Consider the following 24,840-nt stretch of genomic DNA (forward strand, 5'->3'; position numbering starts at 1 on the left):
GGGCAGACGGGTTCCCGGCGTGGCCCCTTCGGGTGGCCCAGGCCTCACCCGCCGGCCCGCCGGGGACCCGCAGAGGCGTCCGCGCGTCCGGGTCGGTCATGGCCAAGAGGGCCCCGGCGAGCAGAGCTCACCGACCCGGCGGCGCCGCCGGTACGGCCGGAAGATCTGAACCGGTACCGGGAATCAGGCAGCGACGAGCTCCTGCGCGCGGTCCGGCGTACCGACCTCGGGCTTCCTGTTCGGCAGCGAGAGCCGGAAGACCTTGCGCCACGCGGAGAACACCTGCTTGGGCAGTGGCCCGGTGACGTACTCCAGCTCGTACTTCTCGAACAGCGCGCGCACCCTCACCGCGACCTCGGCGTACCGGTTGCTCGGCAGGTCCGGGAACAGGTGGTGCTCGATCTGGTGCGACAGGTTGCCGGTCATGAAGTGCATGGCCCTGCTGCCGCTGATGTTCGCCGAGCCCATCATCTGGCGCAGGTACCACTGGCCGCGCGTCTCGCCCTTGATCGACCGGCGCTCGAAGACCTGCACGCCCTCGGGGAAGTGCCCGCACATGATCACCGAGTGGGACCAGATGTTGCGGACCAGGTTCGCGGTGAACGTGGCGGCGAGCGTGGTGAGGAACGACGGGCCCGACAGCAGCGGGTGGATCACGTAGTCCTTGAGCACCTGCTTGCGGATCTTGCGGCCGACGGCCTTGGCCCGGGCGCGGAACTCCGGGTCCTTGCGGCGGCGCCTGTGCAGGTTCTTGCCGAGTTCAAGGTCGTACGCCGCGATGCCGTACTCGAAGAAGCAGGCGTTGATGAAGTTCCACAGCGGCTGGCCGAGGTGGAACGGGTGCCACCGCTGGTCCTCGTCGACGCGCATGATGCCGTAGCCGAGGTCGTTGTCCTTGCCGATCACGTTCGTGTACGTGTGGTGCAGCTCGTTGTGCGAGTGCTTCCACTGGTCGGCCGGCGAGACGTGGTCCCACTCCCAGGTGGTGGAGTGGATCTTCGGGTCCCGCATCCAGTCCCACTGGCCGTGCAGGATGTTGTGGCCGATCTCCATGTTGTCCATGATCTTGGCCACGGACAGCCCGGCGGTGCCGATCAGCCACGCGGGCGGGAAGAAGGAGAACAGCAGCACGCCCCGGCTGACCAGCTCGAGCTTGCGCTGCGCCGAGATGACCTTGCGGATGTAGGCGGCGTCCTTCTCGCCGCGGCCGGCAAGCACCTCATCGCGGATCGCGTCCAGCTCGCGGCCGAGCTCCTCGATCTGCTCCGCGGTCAGGTGGGCGGTGGGGTCGATGGCGGTCAAGGTGCTCCTACCGTTCGATGTCGCAGGGGCCCGCCGCGGCGGACACGCAGGTCTGGATGAGGACGCCCGGCTCGGCCTCGGTGATCTCGCCGGTGCGCAGGTCGCGGACGGCGCCCGCCTTGAGCGGCGTGACGCAGCCGAAGCAGATGCCCATACGGCACCCGGACGGCATGAGCACGCCGGCCTCCTCGCCGACGTCCAACAACGGCGTGGCGCCGTCCGCGTCGACGGTCTTGCCGGTGGCGCTGAACGTGACCGCGCCGCCGTCACCGGCGACGACCGTGCCGGGGCGGAAGCGTTCGGTGTGCAGGCGCTCCTGGGCGCCGTGTTCGCTCCAGAACTCCTCGGCGGCGTCGAGCAGGCCCGCGGGCCCGCAGGCCCAGGTCTCGCGCTCGGCCCAGTCGGGTACCAGTTCGTCGAGACGGGCGATGTCGAGCACGCCGTCCGTGTCGGTGTGCACCTCGGTGAGCCGCAGCCTCTTGTCCGCGACCAGGTCGTGCAGTTCGCTGCGGAAGATCACGTCTTGCGGCTTCGGCGCGCAGTGGACCATGACGACGTCGTCGAACTCGATGTCACGCAGCATGCCCATCACGGGCGTGATGCCGCTGCCGGCCGTCAGGTAGAGCACCTTGGCGGGCTTGGCCTTCGGCAGGACGAAGTCACCGGCCGGCTGGTCGAGCTGGATCAGCGTGCCCGGTTTCGCCCTGCGGACCAGGTGGTTGCTGACCTTGCCGTCCGGGATCGCCTTCACGGTGATCGTGACGCGGCCGTCCTTGCGGTTCGTCGGGGAGGTGATGGAGTAGGCGCGCCACAGGCGCCTCCCGTCGACGTCGACCCCGATCCGCACGTACTGACCGGCCGTGTGACCGCGCCAGCCCCTTCCCGGCCTGATCACGATCGTCGCGGCGTCACCCGTCTCGGGGTGCACGGCCTCGATGCGCCCACGCAGGTCAGCGCCCGCACGCAGCGGGCTGACCAGGTCGAGGTAGTCCGACGGCAGCAGCGGCGTCGTGATCGTCTCCAGCAGTTTCCACGCCCTACTGCGGAGGGCTGCACTCGTCATGACCCCAGCTTGATGCGCCTCAAGGCGTAAAGTCCTGACCGCAGGACGTAAATTTGGTCGGTTGAATTGTTCGCAGGGAATGAAAAATGAGCCATCCCATCCGGAGGGTCACCGAGCCGGCTCTTGATCAGGCAACGGTCACCGCACTTCGGGCCGCGCTGAAGACCACCGCCGACGAGGTCGTCCAGGCGATCATCGATGAGGTCCCTCCCTACGCCAACGCCCTTTCGGGCCGCATGGGCGGCACCATCCGCCGGGCCGTCCGCACCGCCCTGGGGCACTACCTGGACCTCGCGAGCGGGAACGCCGTCGGCGACGACGGCGGCGACGCGGCCTACGAACTGGGGCGCGGCGAGGTGCGCGACGGGCGTTCGATGGACGCCCTGCTCAGTGCCTACCGGGTCGGGGCCCGCGTGGCCTGGCGGTGCCTGGCGGCGGGTGCCGTACCCGCGGGTCTGCCCGCCGCCGAGGTCGCCAAGTTCGCCGAGCTGACCTTCGCCTACATCGACGAGCTCTCCGCCGCGAGCGCCGCGGGCCACGCCGACGAACTGGCCGCCCGGGGCCGGGAGCACGAGCGTCACCTGGAACACCTGGCCCGCGACCTCCTCGCCGGCGCGAGCCCGGACGTGCTGCTGGCCTCCGTCCAACGGGCCGGATGGCAGCCTCCGGTTTCACTGACCGCCGTCTTGCTGCCCGCCGCGCAGGCCCGGCCCGCCTACCGCGCGCTCGACCCGGGCACCCTCGTCCTCGACGATCTGCCGGACGCCACCGGTGTGCTGCTCGTCCCCGATGCCGACCGGCCACATCTCCTGCGGCAGCTGACCGGCCGCACCGCCGTGGTCGGCCCGGCCCGGCCCTGGACTCGTGCGTCCGCCTCGTACGCACGAGCCGCACGCGCGCGCTCCCTCTCCTCCGATATCCGCGACACCGAGGAGCACCTGCCCGAGCTGGTGCTGAGCGCCGACGTGGACGCGTTCGCAGACCTGCGGGCCCGGGCCCTCGCACCGTTGCGGACCCTGTCTGCCGCGACCGCACGGCGGCTGGAGGAGACGTTGCGGGCGTGGCTGCTGCACCAGGGCAGGCGGGACGAGGTGGCGGCGGCGTTGTTCGTCCATCCCCAGACCGTCCGGTACCGGATGTCGCAGCTGCGGGAGCTGTTTCCGGATCTCGCATCGCCCAACCGGCTCCTGGAGCTGACGCTGGCGGTCGGTCTTCGGGTCAGCTGACGCGTACTCCGACCGTCCGCGCCCGAGTCCGCGAGACCGCGTCAGCCGGGAACACCTGACTGAGCAGGCGGCCGGGGCGGCGACCTCGCATGCGCGATCTGCGGGTCAGGCCTTCTTGACCACGCTCGACTTGAGCTGCATGGCCCCGAAACCCTCGATCCGGCAGTCGATGTCGTGGCCGTCGACACCGTCGATCAAGCGGATGTTACGGACCTTGGTGCCGGCCTTGATGCCCGAGGGACTGCCCTTGACCTTCAGAGCCTTGATGACGGTCACGCTGTCGCCGTCGCACAGCACGTTGCCCACGGCGTCCTTGACCACCCGCTCCCCAGCGGCACCGGCATCGCCTTCAGCGCTCTCGGCGGGTACCCATTCGTGGCCGCACTCCGGGCAGACCACCAGAGCGTTCATCTCGTAGGTGTACTCACTGGAGCACTTCGGACACGGAGGCAGGTTGTCGCTCATTCACGCAGGTTTCTGGACGTCGGGGAGCGGGAGCACCCTGGAGTACGACCGGCTGGCCACCTCACGGGCATCCGCACAGGGAAGCAGCCATATTAGCAAATTGCAAAAGTATGCAATTTCATAGATGCTGCATGTGTTGTCCCCCCGGGTAGCCGCGGGGCGCAGCACCAGGGCGTTCGCCCCGTTCGAGGTGGTGAGAAGGGTGCGAGACCGTGCCGGTTCCGCTGAGAGTCCTGGCCGGTCAGAGCGTGCTGCTCGAGGAACTGCGCGAGGCCGAGGTCGCGGCCTCGTGAGCGTGAACACCACGGTGACGGCCGTGTGGGGCCGGGTGCGCTCCGTCCTGCCCGCCCGGGCCGACTACGCGGTGATGGCCCGCAGTCCCCGTCGGGACCTCCTGGCCGGCCTCACCGTGGCGATCGTCGCCCTTCCGCTCGCCCTCGGGTTCGGGGTCTCCTCCGGCCTGGGCGCGGAGGCGGGGCTGGCCACCGCCGTGGTCGCGGGCGCGCTCGCCGCGCTGTTCGGCGGGTCGAACCTCCAGGTGTCCGGACCGACCGGCGCGATGACCGTGGTCCTGGTGCCGATCGTCGCCCAGTACGGGCCCGGCGCCGTGCTCACCGTCGGCCTGATGGCCGGTGTCCTCCTGATCGGTCTCGCGCTGCTGCGGGCCGGACAGTACATGCGGTACGTGCCGGCGCCGGTGGTGGAGGGCTTCACCCTCGGGATCGCGTGCGTGATCGGCCTCCAGCAGATGCCCAACGCCCTCGGCGTGGAGAAGCCGGAGGGGGAGAAGGTCCTGCTGGTGGCGTGGCGGGCGCTCGTGGATTTCGTGGCCTTCCCGAACTGGACGGCGACCGGACTCTCGCTGGCCGTCGCCGCCGTGATGCTGGCCGGGGCGCGGTGGAAGCCGGCGGTCCCGTTCTCGATCGTCGCGGTGATCGCCGCGACCGTGATCGCGCAGCTCTGCCACCTCGACGCGGCGGCCCCCATCGGTGCCCTTCCCGCCGGGCTCCCCGCCCCGTCCCTCGCCTTCCTCGACGTGTCCGCGTTCGGCTCCCTGCTGGCCCCGGCGGTCGCGGTCGCGGCGCTCGCCGCGCTGGAGTCGCTGCTGTCGGCGACCGTGGCGGACGGGATGACGGTGGGCCAGCAGCACGACCCGGACAAGGAGCTGTTCGGCCAGGGCATCGCCAACCTGGCGGCCCCGCTGTTCGGCGGCGTGCCCGCCACCGCCGCCATCGCGCGGACCGCGGTCAACGTCCGCACCGGCGCCACCTCCCGGCTGGCTGCGCTCACCCATGCCGCGGTGCTGGCGGTGATCGTGTTCGCCGCCGCCCCCCTGGTCTCGAAGGTCCCGCTCGCCGCGCTGGCGGGCGTGCTGCTGGCGACGGCGATCCGCATGGTGGCAGTCGGCTCGCTACGCGCGATCACGAAGGCGACCCGCTCGGATGCGCTCGTCCTGGTCCTGACCGCCGCTGCCACCCTGGTTCTCGACCTCGTGTACGCGGTGATCATCGGGCTCGTCGTCGCCGGTGCCTTGGCTTTGAAGGCGGTGGCGAGTCAGGCGCGGATGGAGCAGGTCGACTTCCGCCCGGACGTGCCCGGCGAGCACAGCGACGAGGAGCACGCGCTGCTCGCCGAGCACATCGTCGCCTACCGCATCGACGGACCCCTGTTCTTCGCCGGCGCCCACCGCTTCCTCCTCGAACTCTCCGAGGTCGCCGACGTCAAGGTGGTGATCCTGCGCATGGCGAGGGTGACCACCCTGGACGCCACCGGCGCCCTCGTCCTCAAAGACGCCGTGGAGAAGCTCAACCGGCGCGGCATCGCCGTGATGACCTCCGGCATCCGACCCGGCCAGCGCCAGGCCCTGGACGCCGTCGGCGCCCTGGAGCTGCTGCGCCTGGGGGGCCGCGAGTACGCCACCACCCCGGAGGCGATCGCCGGCGCCCGCAAACATCTGGCGCAGGCGGGCCTGCTGCCGCGTACGCACCACGGGCCGCACCGCGTCCGGAAGGCCTCACGATGACCGTCCCCGCCGACCTCCACATGATCGAGGGCTCCGGCACAGAGGCCCTGTGGCTCCTCGAAGGCTCCGCGCAGGGCCGCCTCATCCACGTCCGGCGGGAGCTGGCCGTCGTCCGCCCCGCCGCACACGTCAATCTGAGACCAGCCCCACCATCCAACGGCCTGGTCCTGAAGGCCGAGTTCCTCAAGAAGGCCTGACCGACGAAGGCCCCGCCCCGGGGAGTCGAAGGTCACGAAGGCGCCCCGCCAGGTCCCGCGAGTTGCAGGGATCTGCAATTGTGGAGGTCGCAAGGTGCGAAGAGGGGCGAACGGATGCCCCTACGAAGAAACGGTTCCGGGTGGACGAGATGGGCAGTCAGGGGAGAGGCACACAGGTGAGCACGCCGCTGTACCAGCTGAAGGCGGAGTTCTTCAAAACGCTGGGACACCCGGTCCGCATCCGTGTCCTGGAGCTCCTGTCCGTACGCGAGCACGCGGTCGCCGAGATGCTGCCCGAGGTCGGGGTGGAGGCCGCGAGCCTCTCCCAGCAGCTCGCCGTCCTGCGCAAGGCCAACCTGGTGGTCACCCGCCGCGAAGGCTCGAACGTCTACTACAGCCTGACCCATCCCCAGATCGCGGAGCTCCTGCGGGTCGCCCGCGGCATCCTCTCCGGGGTCCTGGAAGGCCAGGCGGAACTCCTGGCCGACCTCAAGGCCGGCCGCCACGCCTGACCGGTGCTCCTCGGTGCCGGCCCTGCGGGGCCTGCACCCCACATGCGGCGGCCGTCTTCCGCCGGTGCGGGTTCGACGCGCTTCTGACACCGGAAGACGGCCGCTCTCTTCTGTGCCGAACGTGCGCCACAGGCGCGCCTGGACCCCACTTCGGCGCCGGTCTCACTTCTGGGCGTGCTGCCCCAGGTAGAACAGCAACCAGATGAAGCCGGCGAACACGTGCGTGCCGAAGATGTAGAAGAAGGCGCGCATCGCGACGCCCTTCTCCTTCCACTTCTCATGCTCCGACGCGGTGTCCTTCTCGGGCAGGTCGTCCGTCATGCTGCGTCTTCCTTCCTGGTACCCGGCCTCGACCGTGCGGGCCTCGGGCTCAGGGCCGGCGCCGAGGCAAGTGATCTCGTACAACTGGGCGGCCCCTCCACTGTTGCTGGTCACGGCGTGCCTTCCGGGAGGACGAAGCGGACGGCAACCGTCTTGCCGCGGCCGCCGGAGGAGGGCTCGATGCGGACGTCACCGCCGAAAGTCCGCGCCAGGTCAGCCACCGTGCGCATCCCCTGCCCGGCGGTCTGGCCGGCATCGGCCAGCGTTATCGGGCGCGGGTCGAGGTCCCCGACGGAGGCCAAGAGCAGGTGATCGGTCATATGGAGGGTGATCTCGGCGTCCGGGGAGTGCTGAGCGTGCCGGACGGCGTTGGCCACCAGCTCGCTGACCACCAGGAGCACGGCGCCGAAGAGCGCCGAGGAGCTCTCCAGCCCGAAGAGGACCAGAGAGCGTTCGCTGCGCTCGCGCGCGGCCCGCACGGAACCCGGCACCAGCGGCACCGTCCACACGTGCTTGCGCACCTCGACAGCCGCCTGTCCGCTGGGGTGCCTGGCTTTCACCGACGCCCCAGACCCGCCGAGGGCACCGCGAGGTTCATCGGCTGACCCGTTCCAGCGCCGCTTCCTCGAACCCGGCCACACCGCAACCCCTGTCCACCATGTCCACAACTAGTGAATTGCATAACTCTGCAAGTCTAGCTGGTGCGGGTCCGCCGGGAAGTTCACCGGCCACGGCCGATCGGGGCACCGTGCGCATCAGCCGGCTGGTCAGTTCGTAGCGTGCTCCGAGGCGCCGGGTGCGTTCCTGACCCGGCCGCCCGGTCCCACCGGGCGGCCGGGTCATCCCGGAGGCGTCCCACGGCCCGCCGGGTCAGACGGCGGCCGGCTGCTTCCCGGCAAGGGAGGAGGAGGCGGAGGGCGCCGGGGCGGCGGACTCCCGCATTCCCTTGAGCAGCACCACCATCCCCGTGGTGACCACCGTGCCCGCCGCGACCGCAAGCAGGTAGAGGAACGGGCTGCCGATCAGGGGGAGCACCCAGATCCCGCCGTGCGGGGCACGCAGGGTGGAGCCGAAGGCCATCACCAGGCCACCGGCGGTCATGCTGCCGGCGATGCCCGCCGGGATGACCCGCAGCGGGTCGGCCGCCGCGAACGGGATCGCGCCCTCGGTGATGAACGAGGCGCCGAGCACCCAGGCGGCCTTCCCGTTCTCCCGCTCCTCAGGGGTGAACAGCCTGCGCCGGACGACGGTCGCCAGGGCCATGCCCAGCGGCGGGGTCATGCCGGCGGCCATCACGGCAGCCATCACCTTGAGGCTGCCGGCGTCCGGGGTGGCACCCGCGGTGGTGAGCACACCGGCCGCGAAGGTGTAGGCGACCTTGTTGAGCGGACCTCCCATGTCGAAGGCCATCATCGCGCCGAGCAGCACACCGAGCAGGATCGCGTTGGAGCCGGAGAGACCGTTCAGCCAGTCGGTCAGGCCGTTCATCGCCGAGGCGATCGGCGAGCCGACCACCACGAACATCAGGAAGCCGACCGCCGCCACCGACAGCAGTGGGATCACCACGACCGGCATGATGCCCTTGATCGCCCGGGGCACGTTCCACCGGATCATCCACAGCACCAGGAAGCCCGCGACCAGGCCTGACACGATGCCGCCGAGGAAGCCCGCGCCGACCGCCACCGAGACGGCGCCGCCGGCGATGCCGGCGGCCAGCGCCGCCCGGTCCGCGATCGCCCAGGCGATGTACCCGGAGAGGACGGGGACCAGGAAGCCGAAGGAGGTCTTGCCGGTCTGGAACAGCATCGCCGCCCAGCTGTGCGAGGAGGTCCAGTCGAAGTGGCCCAGTACGGACGGCGCGGAGGCGATCTGGTAGCCGCCTATCGCGAAGGCGAGCGCGATCAGCAGTCCGCCGGCCGCGACGAACGGGATCATGTAGCTGACGCCCGTCATCAGGTAGGTGCGCAGCCGCTGCGCCCAGTGCTCGCCCGAAGGTGCGCTCGGCGCGGCGACCGGGGTGGTGGCGGTACGCGCGCCCCCGTCGGCTGCCTTGACCAGTCCGGCGGCCTGCGCGATCAGGTCGTCGGCGCGGTTGACCCCGGCCTTGACGCCCACGTCCACGGTCGGCTTGCCGGCGAAGCGGGCCCGGTCCCGTATCTCCACGTCATGGGCGAAGATCACCGCGTCGGCTGCCGCGATGACCTCGGGGTCGAGCGGCGTCGTCCCGGCCGACCCCTGGGTCTCGACCTGGATCCGCGCCCCCGACCGGGCGGCTGCCTGTTCCAGGGCCTTGGCGGCCATGTACGTGTGGGCGATGCCGGTCGGGCAGGAGGTCACCGCGACGAGCCGCAGCCCGCCGTCGGAGGCGGCCGTTTCCGTCGCGGCGGTCGCCCCCAGGGCCGCGACCGCCTCCGAAGCCTCGGCCGTCTCCGCAACGGCAGCCGGCGGCTCCTCGCCGTTGATCCGCGCCGCGACCGCGCTCGGGCTCTCGGCGTCGCGCAGGGCGCCGGTGAAAGCGGGGTCCATGAGGCGGCGGGCCAGCGCGGCGAGGATCTGCAGATGCGTGTCGTCCGCACCGGCCGGAGCCGCGATCATGAAGATCAGGTCGGCGGGCCGTCCGTCCGGGGCGTCGAAGTCCACACCCCGGGCGCTGCGGCCGAAGGCCAGGCTCGGCTGCGTGACGTGGGGCGACCGGCAGTGCGGGATGCCGATCCCGTCACCCATTCCGGTCGGTGCCTGGGCCTCCCGGGCGGCGACGTCGGCGAGGAAGCCGTCGAGGTCGGTGACCCGGCCCTCGGCGACGAGCCGCTGGGCGAGGACGCGGAGGGCTTCGTTCTTGTCCTCGGGGGCGAGGTAGAGATCGACGAGTGCGGGCGTGATCAGCCCGCTGGTCTCGCTCATCGTGTCGGTCATCGTGTCGATCCTTCGACTGGTTCCTGACAGTGTCCCTTGCCCCCGGGAATCGGTGCCCTTCCGTCCCACACGGTCGGGCGGCGTTCTGCCTCCTGAGGGCGAAGCCGTCCTCAGGAGGCAGTTCTCAACCGCGGAGCGGTCGGTCGAGCGGGAGGTCCGCCGTCACGACCACCGCGGCCGGGTCCAGATGGGCCGGGGTCGGCATGACGCTCCCCGGCAGTTGTACGGCGGCGGCGCCGTGCGCCAGCGCCGCCACGAGGGCCTCGGGGCCGGTGCCGCCGGCGCCGAGGAAGCCCGCGAGCGAGGCGTCGCCCGCTCCCACGTCGCTGCGGACGGCGGCGACCGGTGCGGTGCCGTACCAGCTCTCCTCGGCGACGAGCAGCATGCCGTCCGCACCGAGGCTGGCGAGGACCTGCTGGGCGCCGCGCTCGCGCAGCTCCCTGGCCGCGTCCACGGCGTCGCCGACGGTGCGGACCGGGCGGCCCACGGCCTCCGCGAGTTCCTCCCGGTTGGGCTTGACCACGTCGGGGCGGGCCGAGAGCGCGGCCAGCAGCGCGGGACCGGAGGTGTCGAGGGCGATCCGGGCGCCACCCGAGTGCACCTGGGCGACCACTTCCGCGTACCACTCGGGTGCCAGACCGCGCGGCAGGCTGCCGCAGCAGGCGAGCCACTGCACGTCGCTCCCGGTGCCCTGGCCGGTCTTCTGGGCGTCGCGGACGAGCGCGAGCAGGGCGGCCGACTCGGCGGCGCTGAGTTCGGGGCCCACGGCGTTGATCTTCGTGAGGCTGCCGCCGAGCTCGGCGATCGAGACGTTGATCCGGGTGTCGCCCGAGATCGCGACCGCCGCGACGTCGATGCCCTGGTGGCGCAACAGGTCGGCGAGCAGCTGTCCGGAGAGGCCGCCCAGTGGAAGGACCGCGCTGGTGCGGTGGCCGGCGGCCGTGAGCGCGCGGGAGACGTTGACGCCCTTGCCGCCCGGGTCGAGCCGGTCGTGCGAGGCCCGGTTGACTTCGCCGGGGACGAGGGTTCCCAGTTCGTAGGTGCGATCGAGGCTGGGGTTCGGGGTGATGGTGACGATCATGCGCGGATGACTTCCGGTCCGTGGTTCTCGATTCCGGCGGCCTGCTCGTCGGTCAGACCGGTGTCCGTGACCAGCACGTCCACCTGGTCCAGCGAGCCGAAGCGGGCGAAGTGGCGGGCGCCGTACTTGGAGGAATCGGCCACCAGGACGACCCGCCGGGCACCGGTGAGCATCGCCCGTTTCACGGCTGCCTCGGCGAGGTCCGGCGTCGAGAGGCCGCCCTCCGGGGAGAAGCCGTTGGTGGCGATCACCGCGACGTCCGCGTGGACGTCCGCCAGGTCGCGCAGCGCCCACGCGTCGACGGCGGCCTGGGTGCGGTGGCGCAGTCGGCCGCCCACCAGGTGGAGGGTGAGCCCGGGGTGGTCGGCCAGCCGGGCGGCGACCGGGAGCGCGTTGGTGACGACGGTGAGCCTGCTGTCGGCGGGCAGCAGGCCGGCCAGCCGGGAGACGGTCGTCCCGGCGTCAAGGATCACGCTGCCCTCGGCGGGCAGCAGGTCGAGGGCCGCCTTGGCGATGCGCTCCTTCTCGGTCGCGGCCGTGGAGTCCCGTTCGGCCAGACCGGGCTCCAGGTGCAGCGCGCCGGCGGGCAGCGCGCCGCCGTGCACCCGGTGCAGCAGACCGGCCCGGTCGAGGGCGCTCAGGTCACGCCGGATGGTCTCCTGCGTGACGCCGAAGTCCTCGGCGAGTGTCGGCACGTCCACCCTGCCCTGCTTCTGCGCGAGGCGGAGGATCTCTTGCTGCCGCTCGGGTGCGTACATGTGGGATTGGGTCCGTTTCATGTCTGTTCGCGCTTGCTTCAGGCCGACCATACGCGCTTCGAATGAAAACGCAAGAGGTCGTACCGGCTTTGCGCTCATCTTTGAAATTGCCCGAATGTGTTGACATTGCTCGGCAATCGGACGTAGAACCAATCGAAACAACACGCTGACGGGCTTGGAACCACGGTCCGCCCCGCCCTCCGCCACCGCCCCCGTACCGCGGAGACCGGGTCCGGCCACCGTGACCCACTCCCCGGCCGACCCGGATCCCACCCGGGTCGGCGCCCGTCTCCTCCGCTCATCTCCTCCAAGGACCTCCCATGCACTCGATCCAGGTCACCGTCGGCTCCCGGAGCGGCCTGCACGCCCGCCCGGCCTCGCTGTTCGTCCAGGCCGCCGCCCGCCAGCCGGTCAAGGTCACCGTCGGCCGCCCGGGGCAGGTCCCGGTCGACGCCCGCAGCCTGCTCTCCGTCCTCGCCCTCGCCGCCGGCTGCGGCGAGGCCCTGGAGCTCACCGCGACCGGCGACCAGGCCCAGGACTCGCTGAAGGCGCTTGCCGACCTGCTCGCCTCCGACCTCGACGCAGCGGCATGAGCGAGCCGATCCGCGGGATCGGCGTCGGTGCGGGCAGCGCGGCGGGCCCGGTCGCCCGGATGGCGTCCGTACCCGCGCTGCCCGCACCGAGGCCCGTCGCCGACCCGGCCGCCGAGGCGGCGGCGGTCCGCGCCGCCCTCGCGGCGGTCGTCACCGATCTGAACGAGCGAGCCGCCCGCGTGCGCGGCCCCGGCTGCGACGTGCTCGCCGCGCAGGCCATGATGGCCGCCGATCCGGTCCTCGCCGACGCGGCGGCCGCCCTGGCCGAACGGGGTACCGACGGCGCCCACGCGCTCGCCACCGCCTTCGACGGATTCCGCACCGCGCTGGCCGCCGCCGGCGGTCATTTCGCGGAACGCGTCGCCGACCTGGACGACCTGCGCGACCGCGCGGTGGCGCACCTGCTGGGCCTGCCCGTGCCCGGTCTGCCTGACCCGGGACACCCGTACGTCCTGGTCGCCGAAGACCTGGCGCCCGCCGACACGGCGCTGCTCGACCCCGCCCGGGTGCTGGCCCTGGTCACCGTCCGCGGCGGGCCGACCAGTCACACGGCCATCCTCGCCAAGGCACTCGGCGTCCCCGCCGTGGTCGGCTGCGCCGGCGCCATGGAGCTCCAGGACGGCCGGCAGGTCCTGGTGCACGGCGCGGACGGCGTGGTCGAGCCCGACCCGAGCCCGGAGTCGCTCGGGCGGGCCGCCGAACGGGAGCGCCGCCGCCGCGAGCTGACGGCCCGGGTCCAGGGGCCGGGCCGGACGGCGGACGGCCATCCGGTCGCACTCCTCGTCAACCTCGGAGCGCCGCACGAGCTGCCCGGCGCGGCCGCGGCCGACGCCGAGGGCGTGGGCCTGTTCCGCACCGAGTTCCTCTTCCTGGACCGCGCCGAGGCACCGGGCCTCGCCGAACAGGCCACCGCCTACCGGCGGGTCTTCGCGGCCTTCGCCGGCCGCCGGGTCGTCGTCCGCACGCTCGACGCGGGGGCGGACAAACCGCTGCTCTTCGCCACGGCCGCCGATGAGGAGAACCCGGCCCTCGGCGTCCGCGGCCTGCGCACGGCCGCCCGCGACCCCCATCTGCTGGAGACCCAGCTCGCCGCGATCGCCGAGGCCGCCGAGGACGGCGCCGCGCAGGTCTGGGTGATGGCCCCGATGGTGTCGGTGCCGTCCGAGGCGGCCGAGTTCGCCGCCCGGGTCCGCGCGCACGGCCTGCCGCTGGCCGGCGCCATGATCGAGGTCCCGGCGGCCGCCCTGCGGACCGACCGGCTGGCGGAGGTCTGCGACTTCTTCAGCATCGGGACCAACGACCTGGCCCAGTACACCTTCGCGGCCGACCGCACGCTCGGCTCCCTCGCCGAGCTCCTCGACCCGTGGCAGCCGGCCCTGCTCACGCTGGTCGCCTCCGCCGCCCGGTCCGCGGCCGAACACGGCCGTCCGATCGGCGTGTGCGGTGAGGCGGCCGCCGACCCGACGCTCGCCCTGGTGCTGGTCGGCCTCGGCATCACCAGCCTGTCGGCCGCGCCCGCCTCGCTCCCCGAGGTACGGGCGGCACTGGCCGCCCACACCCTGGCGGAGTGCCGCGAACTCGCCGAGCTGGCCCTGCTCGCAGATGACGCCGCCGATGCCCGCGGCAAGGTCCGGTCGAGGGTCGCGGGAGGCGGATGAGAAGCGGCGCGACCGACGCGGCTCCCCGCGGCGGCAACGACGACGGACCGCGGGCCCCGTCCGGGAGACGGCGACGGCCATCCGCTGAACCTGTTCCGCCCACGGCGAGGCGGTCGGGCAGGGACGCACGCCCGCCGGCCGGTTCGGGAACGGAAGCCCTCCCTGGAGCAGTGGCTCACCCACGGCGAAGGCGCCTGGACCGAGGGCACCGACCGGTGGGAGCAGGTCCGGTCCTGCCACGGCGCCGCACACCGGCAATGGGTGTGACACCTCAAGCTGTAGCCGCGCCCACCGCCCTGTCGCGCTCGTTCGTCTTCCTCACCCCCGCCGGCGTCGGGAAGAGCGTGCTGGCCAAGACGTCACGAGCACGGCTCGGCACTGCCGTGGAAGCACCTGGGCCCGCGGCGAGGAGGAACACCTGCTCCCGTACGACCACGGTGACCAGTCCTGCAAGTGAACCGATGCCGGCGCGAACGGCCGTCAGCGGGCGACGGCGCTGCCGCCCGGACCCGGCAGGGTGTTCCGGCTACGCTCACGGCGTGATGTGGCTGCGGTCCTTCGGGGAAGTCGTGCGATCCGGACTCACGATCGAGGAGACGCGGCTGGAGCCCCTGCTCGCGCTGCGCACGGCGGCCGGGATGGCGCTCGTCATCGGGCCGGCGCTGTGGCTGGCCTCCCCCGCATACGCCGCCTCCGCCGCCCTTGGCGCCTACTCCGCGGGCGGAGCCACCTTCCAGCGCACCTGGCGCCCCCGCAAGGTGATCGCGATCGGCGCGGGCGCGGGTCTGGCGTTCAGTACGTTCGTGGGCTACCTGGCAGCAGGGCGACTCGTTACGTTCCTCCCGCTCCTGGCCGTTTGGACCTTTGCCGCGGGGATGGCGTGGGCCGTCGGGTCGACCGCTGGGATCGTCGCAGCGACGACCGTCGGCAGCATGCTGGTGACCGTCACCCTGCCCTCGAGCGTCGGGCGCGCCCTGGAGCACGCCGTGATCATCGCGCTGGGAGGCGTGGCGCAGGCCGTGCTGATCTTTCTGTTCCCGATCCGCCGTTGGGGGAGGCATCGTGACGCGCTCGCCGACGCCCTGGCCGCCGTGGCGGACTACGCCCGCCGACTGCGGAACGACCCGACCGCCCCCTTCGACCCGGAGCCGTTGATGACGGCCCGGGAGGCGGCCGCAGTCACACCGTCACAGGCCCGCACGCGGCCCGCCGCCCTCCACGGCCCCCGGGGACTCGCCGAGCGCATCCGGCCGGTCGTCGCCGCGCTCGCCGACCCGGACGTCGGCGCCCCGGCGGAGGGTCCCGGGCGGGACCGCGCGCGGGAGTTGCTCGCCGCGGCCGCAGATGTCCTGGACGCGGCCGCCCGTTCGATCCGCCGCGGCACCCCCGCCGAGGTGCCGGCCCGGAGCACGGACGTCCTGCGCATCGACGAGGAGGCCGAGGTGCTGGAGGGGCCCGCGCGGCATGCAGCGGAGCGGCTCGTCGAACTGCTCGGTGAGGCCCTGGAGATCGCCCGGTGCGGCGGCGCGCGCGGGAAGACGCCCGAGCAGCCCCGCCCCACGGGGGCCCAGCTCCTGGTGCGCCCGACGATGTTCCGGCTGATCCCGATCGTCGTCCGGTCGGTCCGCCGTGAGCTCCGCCCGGACTCGCCCGTGTTCCGGCACGCCGTCCGCCTCGCGGCGGTGGCCACAGCCGGCTACCTGATCGCCTCGCGGCTTCCCCTGGGTCACGGCTACTGGGCGCCCATCGCGTCGGTGATGGTGATGCGGCCGGACTTCCACCGGACGTACGCGCGCGCGGTGGCCCGTCTCGCCGGGACCCTGGTGGGAGTCGCGCTCGCCACCGGCGTGGTCCGGGCCCTGGGCCCGGACGCCCATGCCTTCGGCGTGCTGGCGGTGGCCTCGGCGGGCCTGTCGTACATGCTGATCCGCACTGGCTACGCCTACTCCCAGTGCTTCACCGCCGCGTACGTCGTCTTCCTGCTCGGCATGGGCGGTCAGGCCTGGGAACAGACGGTGCCGGATCGGGTGGTGCTCACCATGCTCGGCGGCGCGCTGGCCATGGTGGCGTACATGGTGTTCCCCGCTTGGGAGACTCCCCGGCTGCCGGACCGGCTTGCGGACTGGCTCGCAGCCAACGGCCGCTACGCGGCTGCGGTGCTCCGCAACTACGCGGAACCGACCCCGGAGCATCAGGCTGACATGCGAGGGGCCCTGCTGGCCAGCAGGGAGGCGCGTGCCGCCTGGCAGGGGGCCTACGACCGGGCAAAGCAGGAACCGGTCCGCCCCAGGGGCCTGACGTCACGCGAGGCGGACGAGGCGCAGGAGGCGCTCAAGGGATTCGGCCGGGCGGCGATGCTCATGGAGAGCCACGTCCCGCAGGCGGACAGCGGCCGTTTCAACCCCGGGGCGGAGCGGTTCGCCGAGGCCTTGGAGGCGGGTACCGCACAGGCGGCAGTCGACGTACGCGAGCGCAGGAATCCGAACTGGCGGCGCGTGGAGGAGGCGCTCGACGCGTGGGAAGGCGCGACCGGGGACCGGAGTCCGGTGGTGCGGCGCGGGGCGGAACTGCAGAAGCGGGCCCTGGAGGACTTCGCGACGGCCGTGAGCCGCACACCCCTGGAACGGGACGTCGGTTCCGCTCGCGAGGAGCAGCGGGCTCGGACGGCCGTCGCCGCACGCGGTGACGGATCGGGGCCCGCGCACCGGGGCGGGTGACCGCTCCGGTGACGAGGAGCCCCCCGCCTCCGCGGGGGGCAGGAATGACGAGTAACCACCGGTCCTGTGCCGCGTCCGTCAGCGCGCCCTCGCACTGACAGGGAATCACGCCCGGACACGCCCGCAGGAACTCGGGGCGGGCAGGAGCCCGCACAGGGTCTTCGGGTCGGGTGCGGTGCGTTGGACGGTGCCGTCGGGGCGGACCAGTGCCGCTGCGGTGTGGCCCCGGCGGAGCCAGCGGTGCAGGGCGGTGCCGGGCGGGGCGGTGACCAGGACACCGCCGCGGTCGTGGACCTCTGAGCGCAGTGCGGGGGTGACGGCTGCGGAGGTGACCAGCGCGTAGCGGCCCGCGGCCGGGTCGTCGAGGCGTCGGCCGTCCGGCAACGGGGCGTTGGGGCACAGGCGTCCCGCGAGGCCGAGCCCGAGCAGTCCGCGGTCGACCAGGGCTGAGCGGTGCAGGGCCGGGGTCCGGCTGTCGAGAATGCGGTTGCTCAGGCCGGGCAGCCGGTGCAGGCGGGGTGCGAGCAGACGGCGAAGGGCACTGCCGGTGTCCCCGCCCGCGGTCATGGCGGTGCCGACCAGCTTGGCGAGGGTGATCATCGAGCGGGCGTGGGGCCTGCGTTCGGCCTCGTAGCTGTCCAGCACGTGTTCGGGTAGACGGCTGTCGAGGACCGCGGCGAGCTTCCAGGTGAGGTTGGCGGCGTCACGCAGGCCGGCGCCCATGCCCTGGCCGATGAAGGGCGGGGTGAGGTGGGCGGCGTCGCCGAGCAGGAAGACGCGCTGCTTGCGCCAGCGGTCGGCGATCTGAGCGCGGAAGGTGTACTCGGCCGTGCGGACGATCTCCAGCTCGTCTGCGGGGACGTTGCCGGTCCAGGGCCGGATGAGGGGGTGCAGGCGGGTCATGTCGCGGTAGTCGTCGGCGCCTTCACCGGGCAGGAGCTGGAACTCCCAGCGGTAGCGGCGTGCGCCGATGCGCATGTAGGTGGCCGCACGCACCGGGTCGCAGACCTGGTGCACGCCTTCCCACTGGTGCAGGTCGGTGTCGGTGGCGACGTCGACGACCAGCCAGCGCTGTGCGAACCCGAGGTCGTGCATGGTGGACCCGATCGTCGAGCGGGTCAGGCTGTTGGCCCCGTCGCAGCCGAGCACGTAGCCGGCGGTCACGCTGCTGGTCTCGCCGGTGCTCCGGTCGGTGAGCCGTACCCGCACCGGGCCGCCGCCGGACTGCTCCACCGCGGTGACGTCCACGTTGCCGCGCAGGGTGACCGTCGGGTGCCGTTCGAGGTTGGTGCGCAGCAGCTCCTCCAGTTGGGGCTGGTCGAACATGTTGGCCTCGGGATGACCGTGGCGGCCCAGGTCCGCGCCGCGCCGGACCTCGGCCAGCACCCGCAGCTCGCGGTCCAGGAGCCGCAGGCCGTGGGCGGGACGGGATATCGCGGCGAACTCCTCGGCGACGCCGAGGCGGCCGAGCAGCCGGTGGATCTCGTCGTCCAGGTGGACCGCCCGCGGCAGAGGGTAGACCGATTCCCAGCGGTCCAGCACGAGGGTCTCGACGCCGTACTGGCCCAGCAGTGTCGCCGCGGTCAGTCCGGTGGGGCCGGCGCCGATGACGACGACCGGGATGGTGCGGGCGGTCATGACGTCACCGGTCCGGGCGTCGGCCGGGACCAGGTCCAGCGCAGGGCGTACTGGTCGAGGACGGCGCTGATGGCCTCGCGGTCACCGGTGCCGGCGGCGACGGACACGAGGACGGAGCCGTCCTCGATCGCCGCGTCGACGTGGGCGTCGTGGCCGTGGCCGGCCAGGGCCTCCGCTACGGCGAGTCGGGTGGCGTCGGCCCGCAGGGGGAGTTTGTAGGGCTTGCCGACATCGGTCACCGGCAGCGCGGCGAGGATGGTGACGGACTTCGGGGCGGCTGCGGGTTCCGGGACGCGCTCGGCTGCCCACCGGCGGAGCTCGTCCTCGCTCACGTCCGCTTCCGGCGCGAGGGTCACGTAGGCCACCGGGACCTCGCCCGCGTGCGGGTCCGGGCGTCCGACCGCGCCGGCGCCGGTGACGTGCGGGTGGGCGAGCAGCGCGTCCTCGATGGCGGCCGGGTCGATGTTGTGGCCGCCGCGGATGATCAGGTCCTTGGCGCGGCCGGCCAGGTGGACGAACCCGTCTGCGTCGAGACGGGCCAGGTCGCCGGTGTCGAGCCAGCCGTCCACGAGCTTGCCGAGGCCGGCGAGGACCGGACGGCCTCGGTCGTCGCGGCCGGTGACGTAACCGGCGAACACGGTCGGGCCGCCGATCGCCAGCAGGCCGGTCCGCCCGGCGGCCAGCTCCACCCCCGATTCCGGGTGGACGACCTTCACGTGCTGGTAGGGCATGCGCTGCCCGACAGCGCCGGGGCGCGGCGCGTCGGGGAAGCTGCGGGCGCTGGCGCAGGTGGCCTCGGTCAGGCCGTAGCCCTCGACCAGCGTCACCCCGGTGCGGGCCTCGAACGTGGTGCGCACGGCGTCGGGCAGCGGTGACGCGCCGACCATGGCATACCGCAGGCTGCTGATGTCCGCCGCGCCGACGGGGCACTGGGCGAGCACCTGGTAGACGGTCGGCACGGCGCTCATGGCGGTGATGCCGTAGTGCTCGACGATCGACCAGAACTCCCCGTACAGGGCCGGTTCGCGATAGCCGAGTGGTCCTGCCCACACCACCTGCTGGCCCTTGAACAGCGGCGCCAGCAGTGTCACGACCAGGGCGTTGACGTGGAACAGGGGCAGGGCGGCGAAGACGACGGCGTCGCCGTCGAGCATCGAGTTGGCAGCGATCATCCAGGCGTTGGCGACCTCGCCCGCGTGGGTGTGCGCCGCGAGCTTCGGGGTGCCCGTCGTACCACCGGTGTGGAAGAACGCCGCCAGGTCGCCCGCCGAGGGTGTCTCGCCCGCGAAGCCGGACGCGTCCTCGTCTTGGGACAGTTCCGCCAGTTCGCCGACCAGGACTCCGTCGAGATCCGGCAGCGGCGCCGCAGTGGCCTGGGCCCCCGTGGGGCGGAGCACCAGGACCGCGTCCAGCGCGCCGGTCAGCTCGGGGACCTTCGCCCACACCTCCGCGGCCAGCTCGGGTCCTGCGGCGATGAGGACCCGTGCGCCGGAGCGCCGCAGCAGTTCGCCCAGGTGGTCTGGGGCGAGTGCGCCGCCCAGCGGCGCGGCGATCCCGGCGAGCTGGGCAGCCAGAGTGGCCGGTATGAGTTCAGCGCAGTTGGGCGACATCAGGGCTACGGCGTCGCCACGCCGCACCCCGAGACGGTGCAGCAGGTTCGCGTAGCGGTGCACCCGCTCCAGCAGGCCGGCGAACGTCAGCCGGGCCGGCCCGCGCCACCGGGCAGCGTCGGGCAGCACCGTCAGGGCTGTGCGGTCCGGCCAGGTGCTCGCCGCGCGCACGAGCAGGTCGTAGGTGGAGCCGGGCAGACCGCGCGTCTCCAGCGGGATCGCCTCGATCGAGGGCAGGTCGTCGGGGCCGCGGTAGCGGGGCCACAGCAGGTCCTCGGTCACCGCGCGTACCTCACCGTCGTGCGCTGGCGCCCCAGGTCGAGCGTGCCGTCGTCGGTGGCGACGGCGGCCTCCACCAGGTCGCCGTCCCGAAGGTACTTGGGGTTCTTGGCCTGGGACTTGAAGAACAGGCGCCACTTGGTCGCGGCCGGCAGCAGCGAGCTCAGGATCTCGACCGGCCTGGGCGGCGCGCTGAGCGCGGTGCCGACCGGGGTGCCCGTGAGCAGCAGGTCGCCGGGGTCCAGCCGCTGGAAGCCGCTGAGTGCCCGGAGGGCTTCGAGCGGCCGGTAGATCATGTCGGAGGCGGGCATGTCCTGCCGCAGCTCGCCGTTGACCCACAGGCGCAGCCGCAGCTCGGCGAACCGGTCGAGGTCGCCCTCCTCCAGCACCACCAGCGCCGGCCCGGTGGGGGTGAAGGTGGGGTAGGACTTGGCCTCGTAGAACTGGGTCTTGGGCAGCTGCAGGTCCCGGGCGGAGATGTCGTTGGTGACCACGAGGGCGGCGACGTGGTCGGCGAGGTTCGCGGCGGAGACGTTGGTGCCGACCGGGAGCGGTGCCCCGATGACGAGGCCGATCTCCACCTCGTAGTCGAGCAGCCGCACGTGGGCCGGCTTGACGATGTCCTCGTACGGGCCGCTGACCGACCCGGACGCCTTGCGGAAGAACGCGAGCGGGACGCGCTTCGGGTCAAGGCCCGCATCGGCCGCGTGCGAGACGAAGTTCGCCATCTGGGCCACGACCCGGCGCCCCGGGGTGACCGGGGAGAGGACCGAGAGGTCGGCGACCGGCACGCCGGGGTCGGTGCCGTGTACGGCGGCGGTGACGGCGCCCCGGTCGGCCAGCAGCTCGGCGGTGGTGGCGGCCGCGGTCCGGACCCGGACGGCGCGCTGCTCGCGGACGGCGTACCAGCCGTCGGCGGCGCGCAGGACGTTGACGCTCATCGGTTCATCGCTTTCATCAAGCCCAGCAGACGGCCGGGATCGATCTCGTTGTCGGCGCGCAGCGCGCGCACCACCTCGCGGATCAGAGCGGGGGTGGGGTTGGCGCCGAGGAAGTCGCGGGTGGCGGGCGGTCCCCACTGGGCCAGGCCGCTCGCGGACATCGGGGCCCAGCCGGGTTCCAGGTCGCAGTCGAACAGGTCGCCGTCGGCGAAGTGCTCGACCATCAGCCTGTCCGGGTCGCGCCAGTAGTCGAAGAGCTGGCTGCCCTGGATGTGCCGGCCGATGCCCCAGCTGCGCCGGTAGCCGCGCTCGGCGAGGTACTGCCCGCCGACGGCGATCGCGTCGAGGTCGGTGACCTGGTAGGCGGAGTGGACGTAGCCGGTGCGCGGACCCAGGTGCATCGCGAGGGTGTGGTGGTCGACCGGCGTGCTGCCCTGGTCGCAGCGGATGAACGCCATCATGGGCCCGCGGTCGCGCCGGCCGTCCAGGAACAGGAAGTCGCTGACGATCAGACCGAGGGTCCCCAGGTACCAGTCCAGGGCCCGGGTGAACCGCGGCGTCTCCAGGACCACGTGGCCGAGCCGCTGGATCCGGGCGGGTTCGCGCGGCGGGCGCTGGGTGGTGTTGGTCCGGATGCGGCGGCCGCCGAAGTTGAGCGGGAGCGGGGGCTGTTCGGGCAGGGCCGGGAGCTGCTCGGTGCCGTGGACGACGCGGACCGGGAAGCCGGACGGGTCGACCAGGTCCACGACCCGCCCGCCGCCGAACTCCCCGAGCTCGCGGACCGGACGGCCGGTGGCCCGGGTCAGGCGGTCCAGGTCCGCGCGCTCGGCGGCGCGGAAGGCCGGGCCGAGGAACCGCGAGGTGCTGCCGTGGCGCACGACCACGCACGCCGAGCCGGGCAGGGTGCCGCGCAGATACAGCGCCCGGCTGGTGCGCGCGGCGACGGCGAAGCCGAAGTCGCGGGCGAACACCTCGGCGCGGGCCAGGTCGGGTTTCTCGAACTCCAGCCAGGCCAGGTCCGCCACCTTGATCACGGGCTGGCGGGCGCGGCCGAGGTGTTCCCCGCGCAGCGGCCCGTGCTCGCTGTGCAGGTCCTGGTGTGCGGTGGTGGGTCCGGGTGGGCGGGCTCGGTCGTCCGACATGGGGGCTCCGTCAGTGGTGGCTCGAACGGACACGCTTCTGATGAGAAGCTCTTAATTGATAGAAGCATCAGACTTGAGTGCCCCAAACGTCAAGTGTCGAAGTGATGGAATCATCAGATCTGAATGCGCCTAGACTGGCGGGATGCAGAACCAGCCCGACACCAGCGACGGCCCGGCGACCGCGAACCGCTTCGAACGCCGCCGGGCGCGCACCCGCCAGGCGCTGATCGGCGCCGCGCGGCAGATCCTGGCCGAGACCGGCGAGACCTCGGCCAGCATCCAGGAGATCGCCGACCGCGCCGACGTGGGCTTCGGCACGTTCTACAACCACTTCGACACCAAGAACGACCTGTTCGACGCGGCGGTCGGCGACGCACTGGAGGAGTACGGCCAGCTGCTCGACCGTGTCACCGAGGGCATCGACGACCCTGCCGCGGTCTTCGCCGCCAGCATCCGCCTCACTCTGCGGCTGGCCGCCTCGCATCCCGAGATCACCCAGATCCTGCGCCTGCGGGGCCTGCCCCACATCAACGCCGCCACCGGGCTCGGCCCGCGCGCCCTCCGAGACCTGGAGGTCGGCAAGGCGTCCGGCCGCTTCACCTTCGAAGACCCGCTCGTGGCCCTGTCGGCGGTCGGCGGCGCGCTGATCGGTCTGATCCAGCTCAACTCGGCGCGCGACCTCGACGCCGCGGCCGGTGAGCAGATGGCCGAGATGATCCTGCGCATGCTCGGACTCCCGGCGGACGAGGCCCACGAAATCTCCACCCGTCCACTGCCCGACCTGCCCTGACCGGTGGACCAGACAGGGCGGGGGCCTGCCTCGCCGGAGCCGCTCAGAAGAAGCCGAGCTTCTTCGGCGAGTAGCTGACCAGCAGGTTCTTGGTCTGCTGGTAGTGCTCCAGCATCATCTTGTGGGTCTCGCGGCCGATGCCCGACTGCTTGTAGCCGCCGAAGGCGGCGTGTGCCGGGTACGCGTGGTAACAGTTCGTCCAGACGCGGCCCGCCTGGATGGCACGGCCCGCGCGGTAGGCCGTGTTGATGTCCCGCGTCCATACGCCGGCGCCCAGTCCGTACGCGGTGTCGTTGGCGATGCGGACGGCGTCGTCGAAGTCCCGGAACGAGGTCACGGACACCACCGGGCCGAAGATCTCCTCTTGGAAGATCCGCATCCGGTTGTCTCCCTCGAAGATGGTCGGCTCGACGTAGAAGCCGCCCGCCAGATCCCCGTCCTGGTCGATCCGCCGGCCGCCCGTGAGGATCTTCGCGCCCTCCTTCTGGCCGATCTCCACGTACGACAGGACCTTCCGCAGCTGCTCCTTGGAGGCCTGCGCGCCGATCATCGTGGCCGTGTCCAACGGGTTCCCCGGCACGATCAGTTCGGTCCGGGCCACGGCCGCGTCCAGGAAGTCCCCGTACCGGCCGCGCTCGATCAGTGCGCGTGAGGGGCTCGTGCACACCTCGCCCTGGTTCAGGGCGAACATGGTGAACCCCTCCAGCGCCTTGTCGCGCAGGTCGTCGTCGGTGGTCCAGATGTCGTCGAAGAAGAGGTTCGGGCTCTTGCCGCCGAGTTCGAGGGTGACCGGCTTGAGGTGCTCCGCCGCGTACTGCATGATCAGCCGGCCGGTGGACGTCTCCCCCGTGAACGCGATCTTCGCCACGCGCGGACTCGACGCCAGCGGCTTGCCCGCCTCCTCACCGAAGCCGTTGACGATGTTCACCACGCCCGGCGGCAGCAGGTCCGCCACCAGGCTCAGCCAGTAGTGCACCGAGGCCGGGGTCTGCTCGGCCGGCTTCAGCACCACCGTGTTCCCGGCCGCCAGCGCCGGAGCCAGCTTCCACGCCGCCATCAGAATGGGGAAGTTCCACGGGATGATCTGCCCGACCACGCCCAGCGGTTCGTGGAAGTGGTACGCGACGGTGTCGTCGTCGAGCTGGCTCAGGGCGCCCTCCTGGGCGCGCAGCGCACCCGCGAAGTAGCGGAACTGGTCGATGGCCAGCGGCATGTCAGCGGCGAGCGTCTCCCGGACCGGCTTGCCGTTCTCCCAGGTCTCCGCGACAGCCAGGGCCTCCAGGTGCTGCTCCATCCGGTCCGCGATGCGCAGCAGGATCGTCGACCGCTCGGCGACCGGGGTGCGTCCCCAGGCCGGCGCCGCCGCGTGGGCCGCGTCCAGGGCCCGCTCCACGTCCTCGGCCGTACCGCGCGCCACCTCGGTGAACGTCTGGCCGTTGACGGGGGAGGGGTTGGCGAAGTACCGGCCGAGAGCGGGTTCGACGTACTCGCCGCCGATGAAGTGGCCGTAGCGGGACGCGTACGACATCAGCGCGCCCTCGGTACCGGGCGCAGCGTAACGGGCCATGGTTGTCCTCCCCTTGCCGGGCGCCGCCCGCCGTCGGACGGCGC

General features: G+C 72.4%; 21 protein-coding genes. 8 read left to right on the forward strand and 13 right to left on the reverse strand.

The window, feature by feature from the left end; translation table 11 throughout:
• Positions 1-183: 183 nt before the first annotated feature.
• Both ACIPK4_RS27760 and ACIPK4_RS27765 read right to left on the reverse strand, forming a co-directional pair.
• Complete coding sequence (locus tag ACIPK4_RS27760; protein ID WP_402317210.1) at positions 184-1,302, reverse strand: fatty acid desaturase family protein; 1,119 nt, start codon at positions 1,300-1,302, stop codon at positions 184-186.
• A gap of 7 nt (positions 1,303-1,309) precedes the next feature.
• Complete coding sequence (locus tag ACIPK4_RS27765; RefSeq protein ID WP_402317213.1) at positions 1,310-2,365, reverse strand: ferredoxin reductase; 1,056 nt, start codon at positions 2,363-2,365, stop codon at positions 1,310-1,312.
• An 86-nt stretch (positions 2,366-2,451) separates the two neighbouring features.
• Here ACIPK4_RS27765 and ACIPK4_RS27770 point away from each other — a divergent pair, with 86 nt between their 5' ends.
• Entirely contained in the window at positions 2,452-3,591 is a 1,140-nt protein-coding gene (locus ACIPK4_RS27770; RefSeq protein ID WP_402317216.1) for a helix-turn-helix domain-containing protein, read from the forward strand.
• 105 nt (positions 3,592-3,696) lie between these two features.
• Here the strand turns inward: ACIPK4_RS27770 and ACIPK4_RS27775 are convergent, their stop codons facing one another.
• A complete protein-coding gene (locus tag ACIPK4_RS27775; protein WP_402317218.1) occupies positions 3,697-4,056 on the reverse strand; it encodes a zinc ribbon domain-containing protein YjdM in 360 nt (119 codons plus the stop codon).
• A gap of 367 nt (positions 4,057-4,423) precedes the next feature.
• On the opposite strand from ACIPK4_RS27775, the gene ACIPK4_RS27780 reads away from it, so the two are divergent.
• From ACIPK4_RS27780 to ACIPK4_RS27790, 3 genes are all read left to right on the forward strand, one after another.
• Positions 4,424-6,079, forward strand: a complete 1,656-nt coding sequence (locus ACIPK4_RS27780; protein ID WP_402317460.1) for a SulP family inorganic anion transporter — start codon at positions 4,424-4,426, stop codon at positions 6,077-6,079.
• Positions 6,076-6,276 carry a hypothetical protein gene (locus ACIPK4_RS27785; protein WP_402317221.1) on the forward strand — a complete coding sequence of 67 codons (201 nt, stop codon included), beginning with the start codon at positions 6,076-6,078 and terminating at the stop codon, positions 6,274-6,276. The genes ACIPK4_RS27780 and ACIPK4_RS27785 overlap by 4 nt, the downstream gene beginning before the upstream one ends.
• Before the next feature lie 176 nt (positions 6,277-6,452).
• Positions 6,453-6,788 (forward strand): ArsR/SmtB family transcription factor, encoded by a 336-nt coding sequence (locus tag ACIPK4_RS27790; RefSeq protein WP_402317224.1) that lies wholly within the window; start codon positions 6,453-6,455, stop codon positions 6,786-6,788.
• Between the two features lie 162 nt (positions 6,789-6,950).
• On the opposite strand, the gene ACIPK4_RS27795 is transcribed toward ACIPK4_RS27790, so the two are convergent.
• The 5 genes from ACIPK4_RS27795 to ACIPK4_RS27815 form a co-directional block, all read right to left on the reverse strand.
• Positions 6,951-7,223 carry a DUF6126 family protein gene (locus ACIPK4_RS27795; RefSeq protein WP_402317226.1) on the reverse strand — a complete coding sequence of 91 codons (273 nt, stop codon included), beginning with the start codon at positions 7,221-7,223 and terminating at the stop codon, positions 6,951-6,953.
• Positions 7,220-7,630: an ATP-binding protein gene (locus tag ACIPK4_RS27800; RefSeq protein ID WP_402317227.1), complete on the reverse strand. Its 411-nt coding sequence runs from the start codon at positions 7,628-7,630 to the stop codon at positions 7,220-7,222. Before ACIPK4_RS27800 ends, ACIPK4_RS27795 begins: the two co-directional genes overlap by 4 nt.
• 349 nt (positions 7,631-7,979) lie before the next feature.
• A complete protein-coding gene (locus ACIPK4_RS27805) occupies positions 7,980-10,022 on the reverse strand; it encodes a fructose-specific PTS transporter subunit EIIC (protein ID WP_402317229.1) in 2,043 nt (680 codons plus the stop codon).
• Between the two features lie 124 nt (positions 10,023-10,146).
• Positions 10,147-11,103: a 1-phosphofructokinase gene (pfkB, locus tag ACIPK4_RS27810; RefSeq protein WP_402317231.1), complete on the reverse strand. Its 957-nt coding sequence runs from the start codon at positions 11,101-11,103 to the stop codon at positions 10,147-10,149.
• Positions 11,100-11,861 carry a DeoR/GlpR family DNA-binding transcription regulator gene (locus ACIPK4_RS27815; RefSeq protein ID WP_402317233.1) on the reverse strand — a complete coding sequence of 254 codons (762 nt, stop codon included), beginning with the start codon at positions 11,859-11,861 and terminating at the stop codon, positions 11,100-11,102. Before ACIPK4_RS27815 ends, pfkB begins: the two co-directional genes overlap by 4 nt.
• Positions 11,862-12,181: 320 nt before the next feature.
• On the opposite strand from ACIPK4_RS27815, the gene ACIPK4_RS27820 reads away from it, so the two are divergent.
• The 3 genes from ACIPK4_RS27820 (at position 12,182) to ACIPK4_RS27830 (ending at position 16,829) form a co-directional block, all read left to right on the forward strand.
• Positions 12,182-12,454 (forward strand): HPr family phosphocarrier protein, encoded by a 273-nt coding sequence (locus tag ACIPK4_RS27820; RefSeq protein WP_344150344.1) that lies wholly within the window; start codon positions 12,182-12,184, stop codon positions 12,452-12,454.
• On the forward strand, positions 12,451-14,112 hold the full coding sequence (gene ptsP, locus ACIPK4_RS27825) for a phosphoenolpyruvate--protein phosphotransferase (RefSeq protein WP_402317236.1): 1,662 nt from the start codon (positions 12,451-12,453) through the stop codon (positions 14,110-14,112). The genes ACIPK4_RS27820 and ptsP overlap by 4 nt, the downstream gene beginning before the upstream one ends.
• 539 nt (positions 14,113-14,651) lie before the next feature.
• Positions 14,652-16,829: an FUSC family protein gene (locus tag ACIPK4_RS27830; RefSeq protein WP_402317238.1), complete on the forward strand. Its 2,178-nt coding sequence runs from the start codon at positions 14,652-14,654 to the stop codon at positions 16,827-16,829.
• Positions 16,830-16,934: 105 nt separating this feature from the next.
• Here the strand turns inward: ACIPK4_RS27830 and ACIPK4_RS27835 are convergent, their stop codons facing one another.
• Genes ACIPK4_RS27835 through ACIPK4_RS27850 form a run of 4 tightly spaced genes read right to left on the reverse strand, consistent with a single transcriptional unit; the run spans position 16,935 to position 22,439 of the window.
• Entirely contained in the window at positions 16,935-18,467 is a 1,533-nt protein-coding gene (locus ACIPK4_RS27835; protein WP_402317241.1) for a bifunctional 3-(3-hydroxy-phenyl)propionate/3-hydroxycinnamic acid hydroxylase, read from the reverse strand.
• Positions 18,464-20,359, reverse strand: a complete 1,896-nt coding sequence (locus ACIPK4_RS27840; protein WP_402317243.1) for an acyl-CoA synthetase — start codon at positions 20,357-20,359, stop codon at positions 18,464-18,466. Before ACIPK4_RS27840 ends, ACIPK4_RS27835 begins: the two co-directional genes overlap by 4 nt.
• Entirely contained in the window at positions 20,356-21,297 is a 942-nt protein-coding gene (locus tag ACIPK4_RS27845; protein WP_402317246.1) for a fumarylacetoacetate hydrolase family protein, read from the reverse strand. Before ACIPK4_RS27845 ends, ACIPK4_RS27840 begins: the two co-directional genes overlap by 4 nt.
• On the reverse strand, positions 21,294-22,439 hold the full coding sequence (locus tag ACIPK4_RS27850; protein WP_402317249.1) for a VOC family protein: 1,146 nt from the start codon (positions 22,437-22,439) through the stop codon (positions 21,294-21,296). The genes ACIPK4_RS27845 and ACIPK4_RS27850 overlap by 4 nt, the downstream gene beginning before the upstream one ends.
• A gap of 142 nt (positions 22,440-22,581) precedes the next feature.
• Between ACIPK4_RS27850 and ACIPK4_RS27855 the strand changes: the two genes are divergently transcribed.
• A complete protein-coding gene (locus ACIPK4_RS27855; protein WP_402317252.1) occupies positions 22,582-23,229 on the forward strand; it encodes a TetR/AcrR family transcriptional regulator in 648 nt (215 codons plus the stop codon).
• A 43-nt stretch (positions 23,230-23,272) separates the two neighbouring features.
• Here the strand turns inward: ACIPK4_RS27855 and ACIPK4_RS27860 are convergent, their stop codons facing one another.
• On the reverse strand, positions 23,273-24,796 hold the full coding sequence (locus ACIPK4_RS27860; protein WP_402317255.1) for an aldehyde dehydrogenase family protein: 1,524 nt from the start codon (positions 24,794-24,796) through the stop codon (positions 23,273-23,275).
• Positions 24,797-24,840: the final 44 nt, after the last annotated feature.

The sequence above is a fragment of the Streptomyces sp. NPDC086989 genome, from assembly GCF_044745505.1.
Lineage (GTDB): Bacteria > Actinomycetota > Actinomycetes > Streptomycetales > Streptomycetaceae > Streptomyces.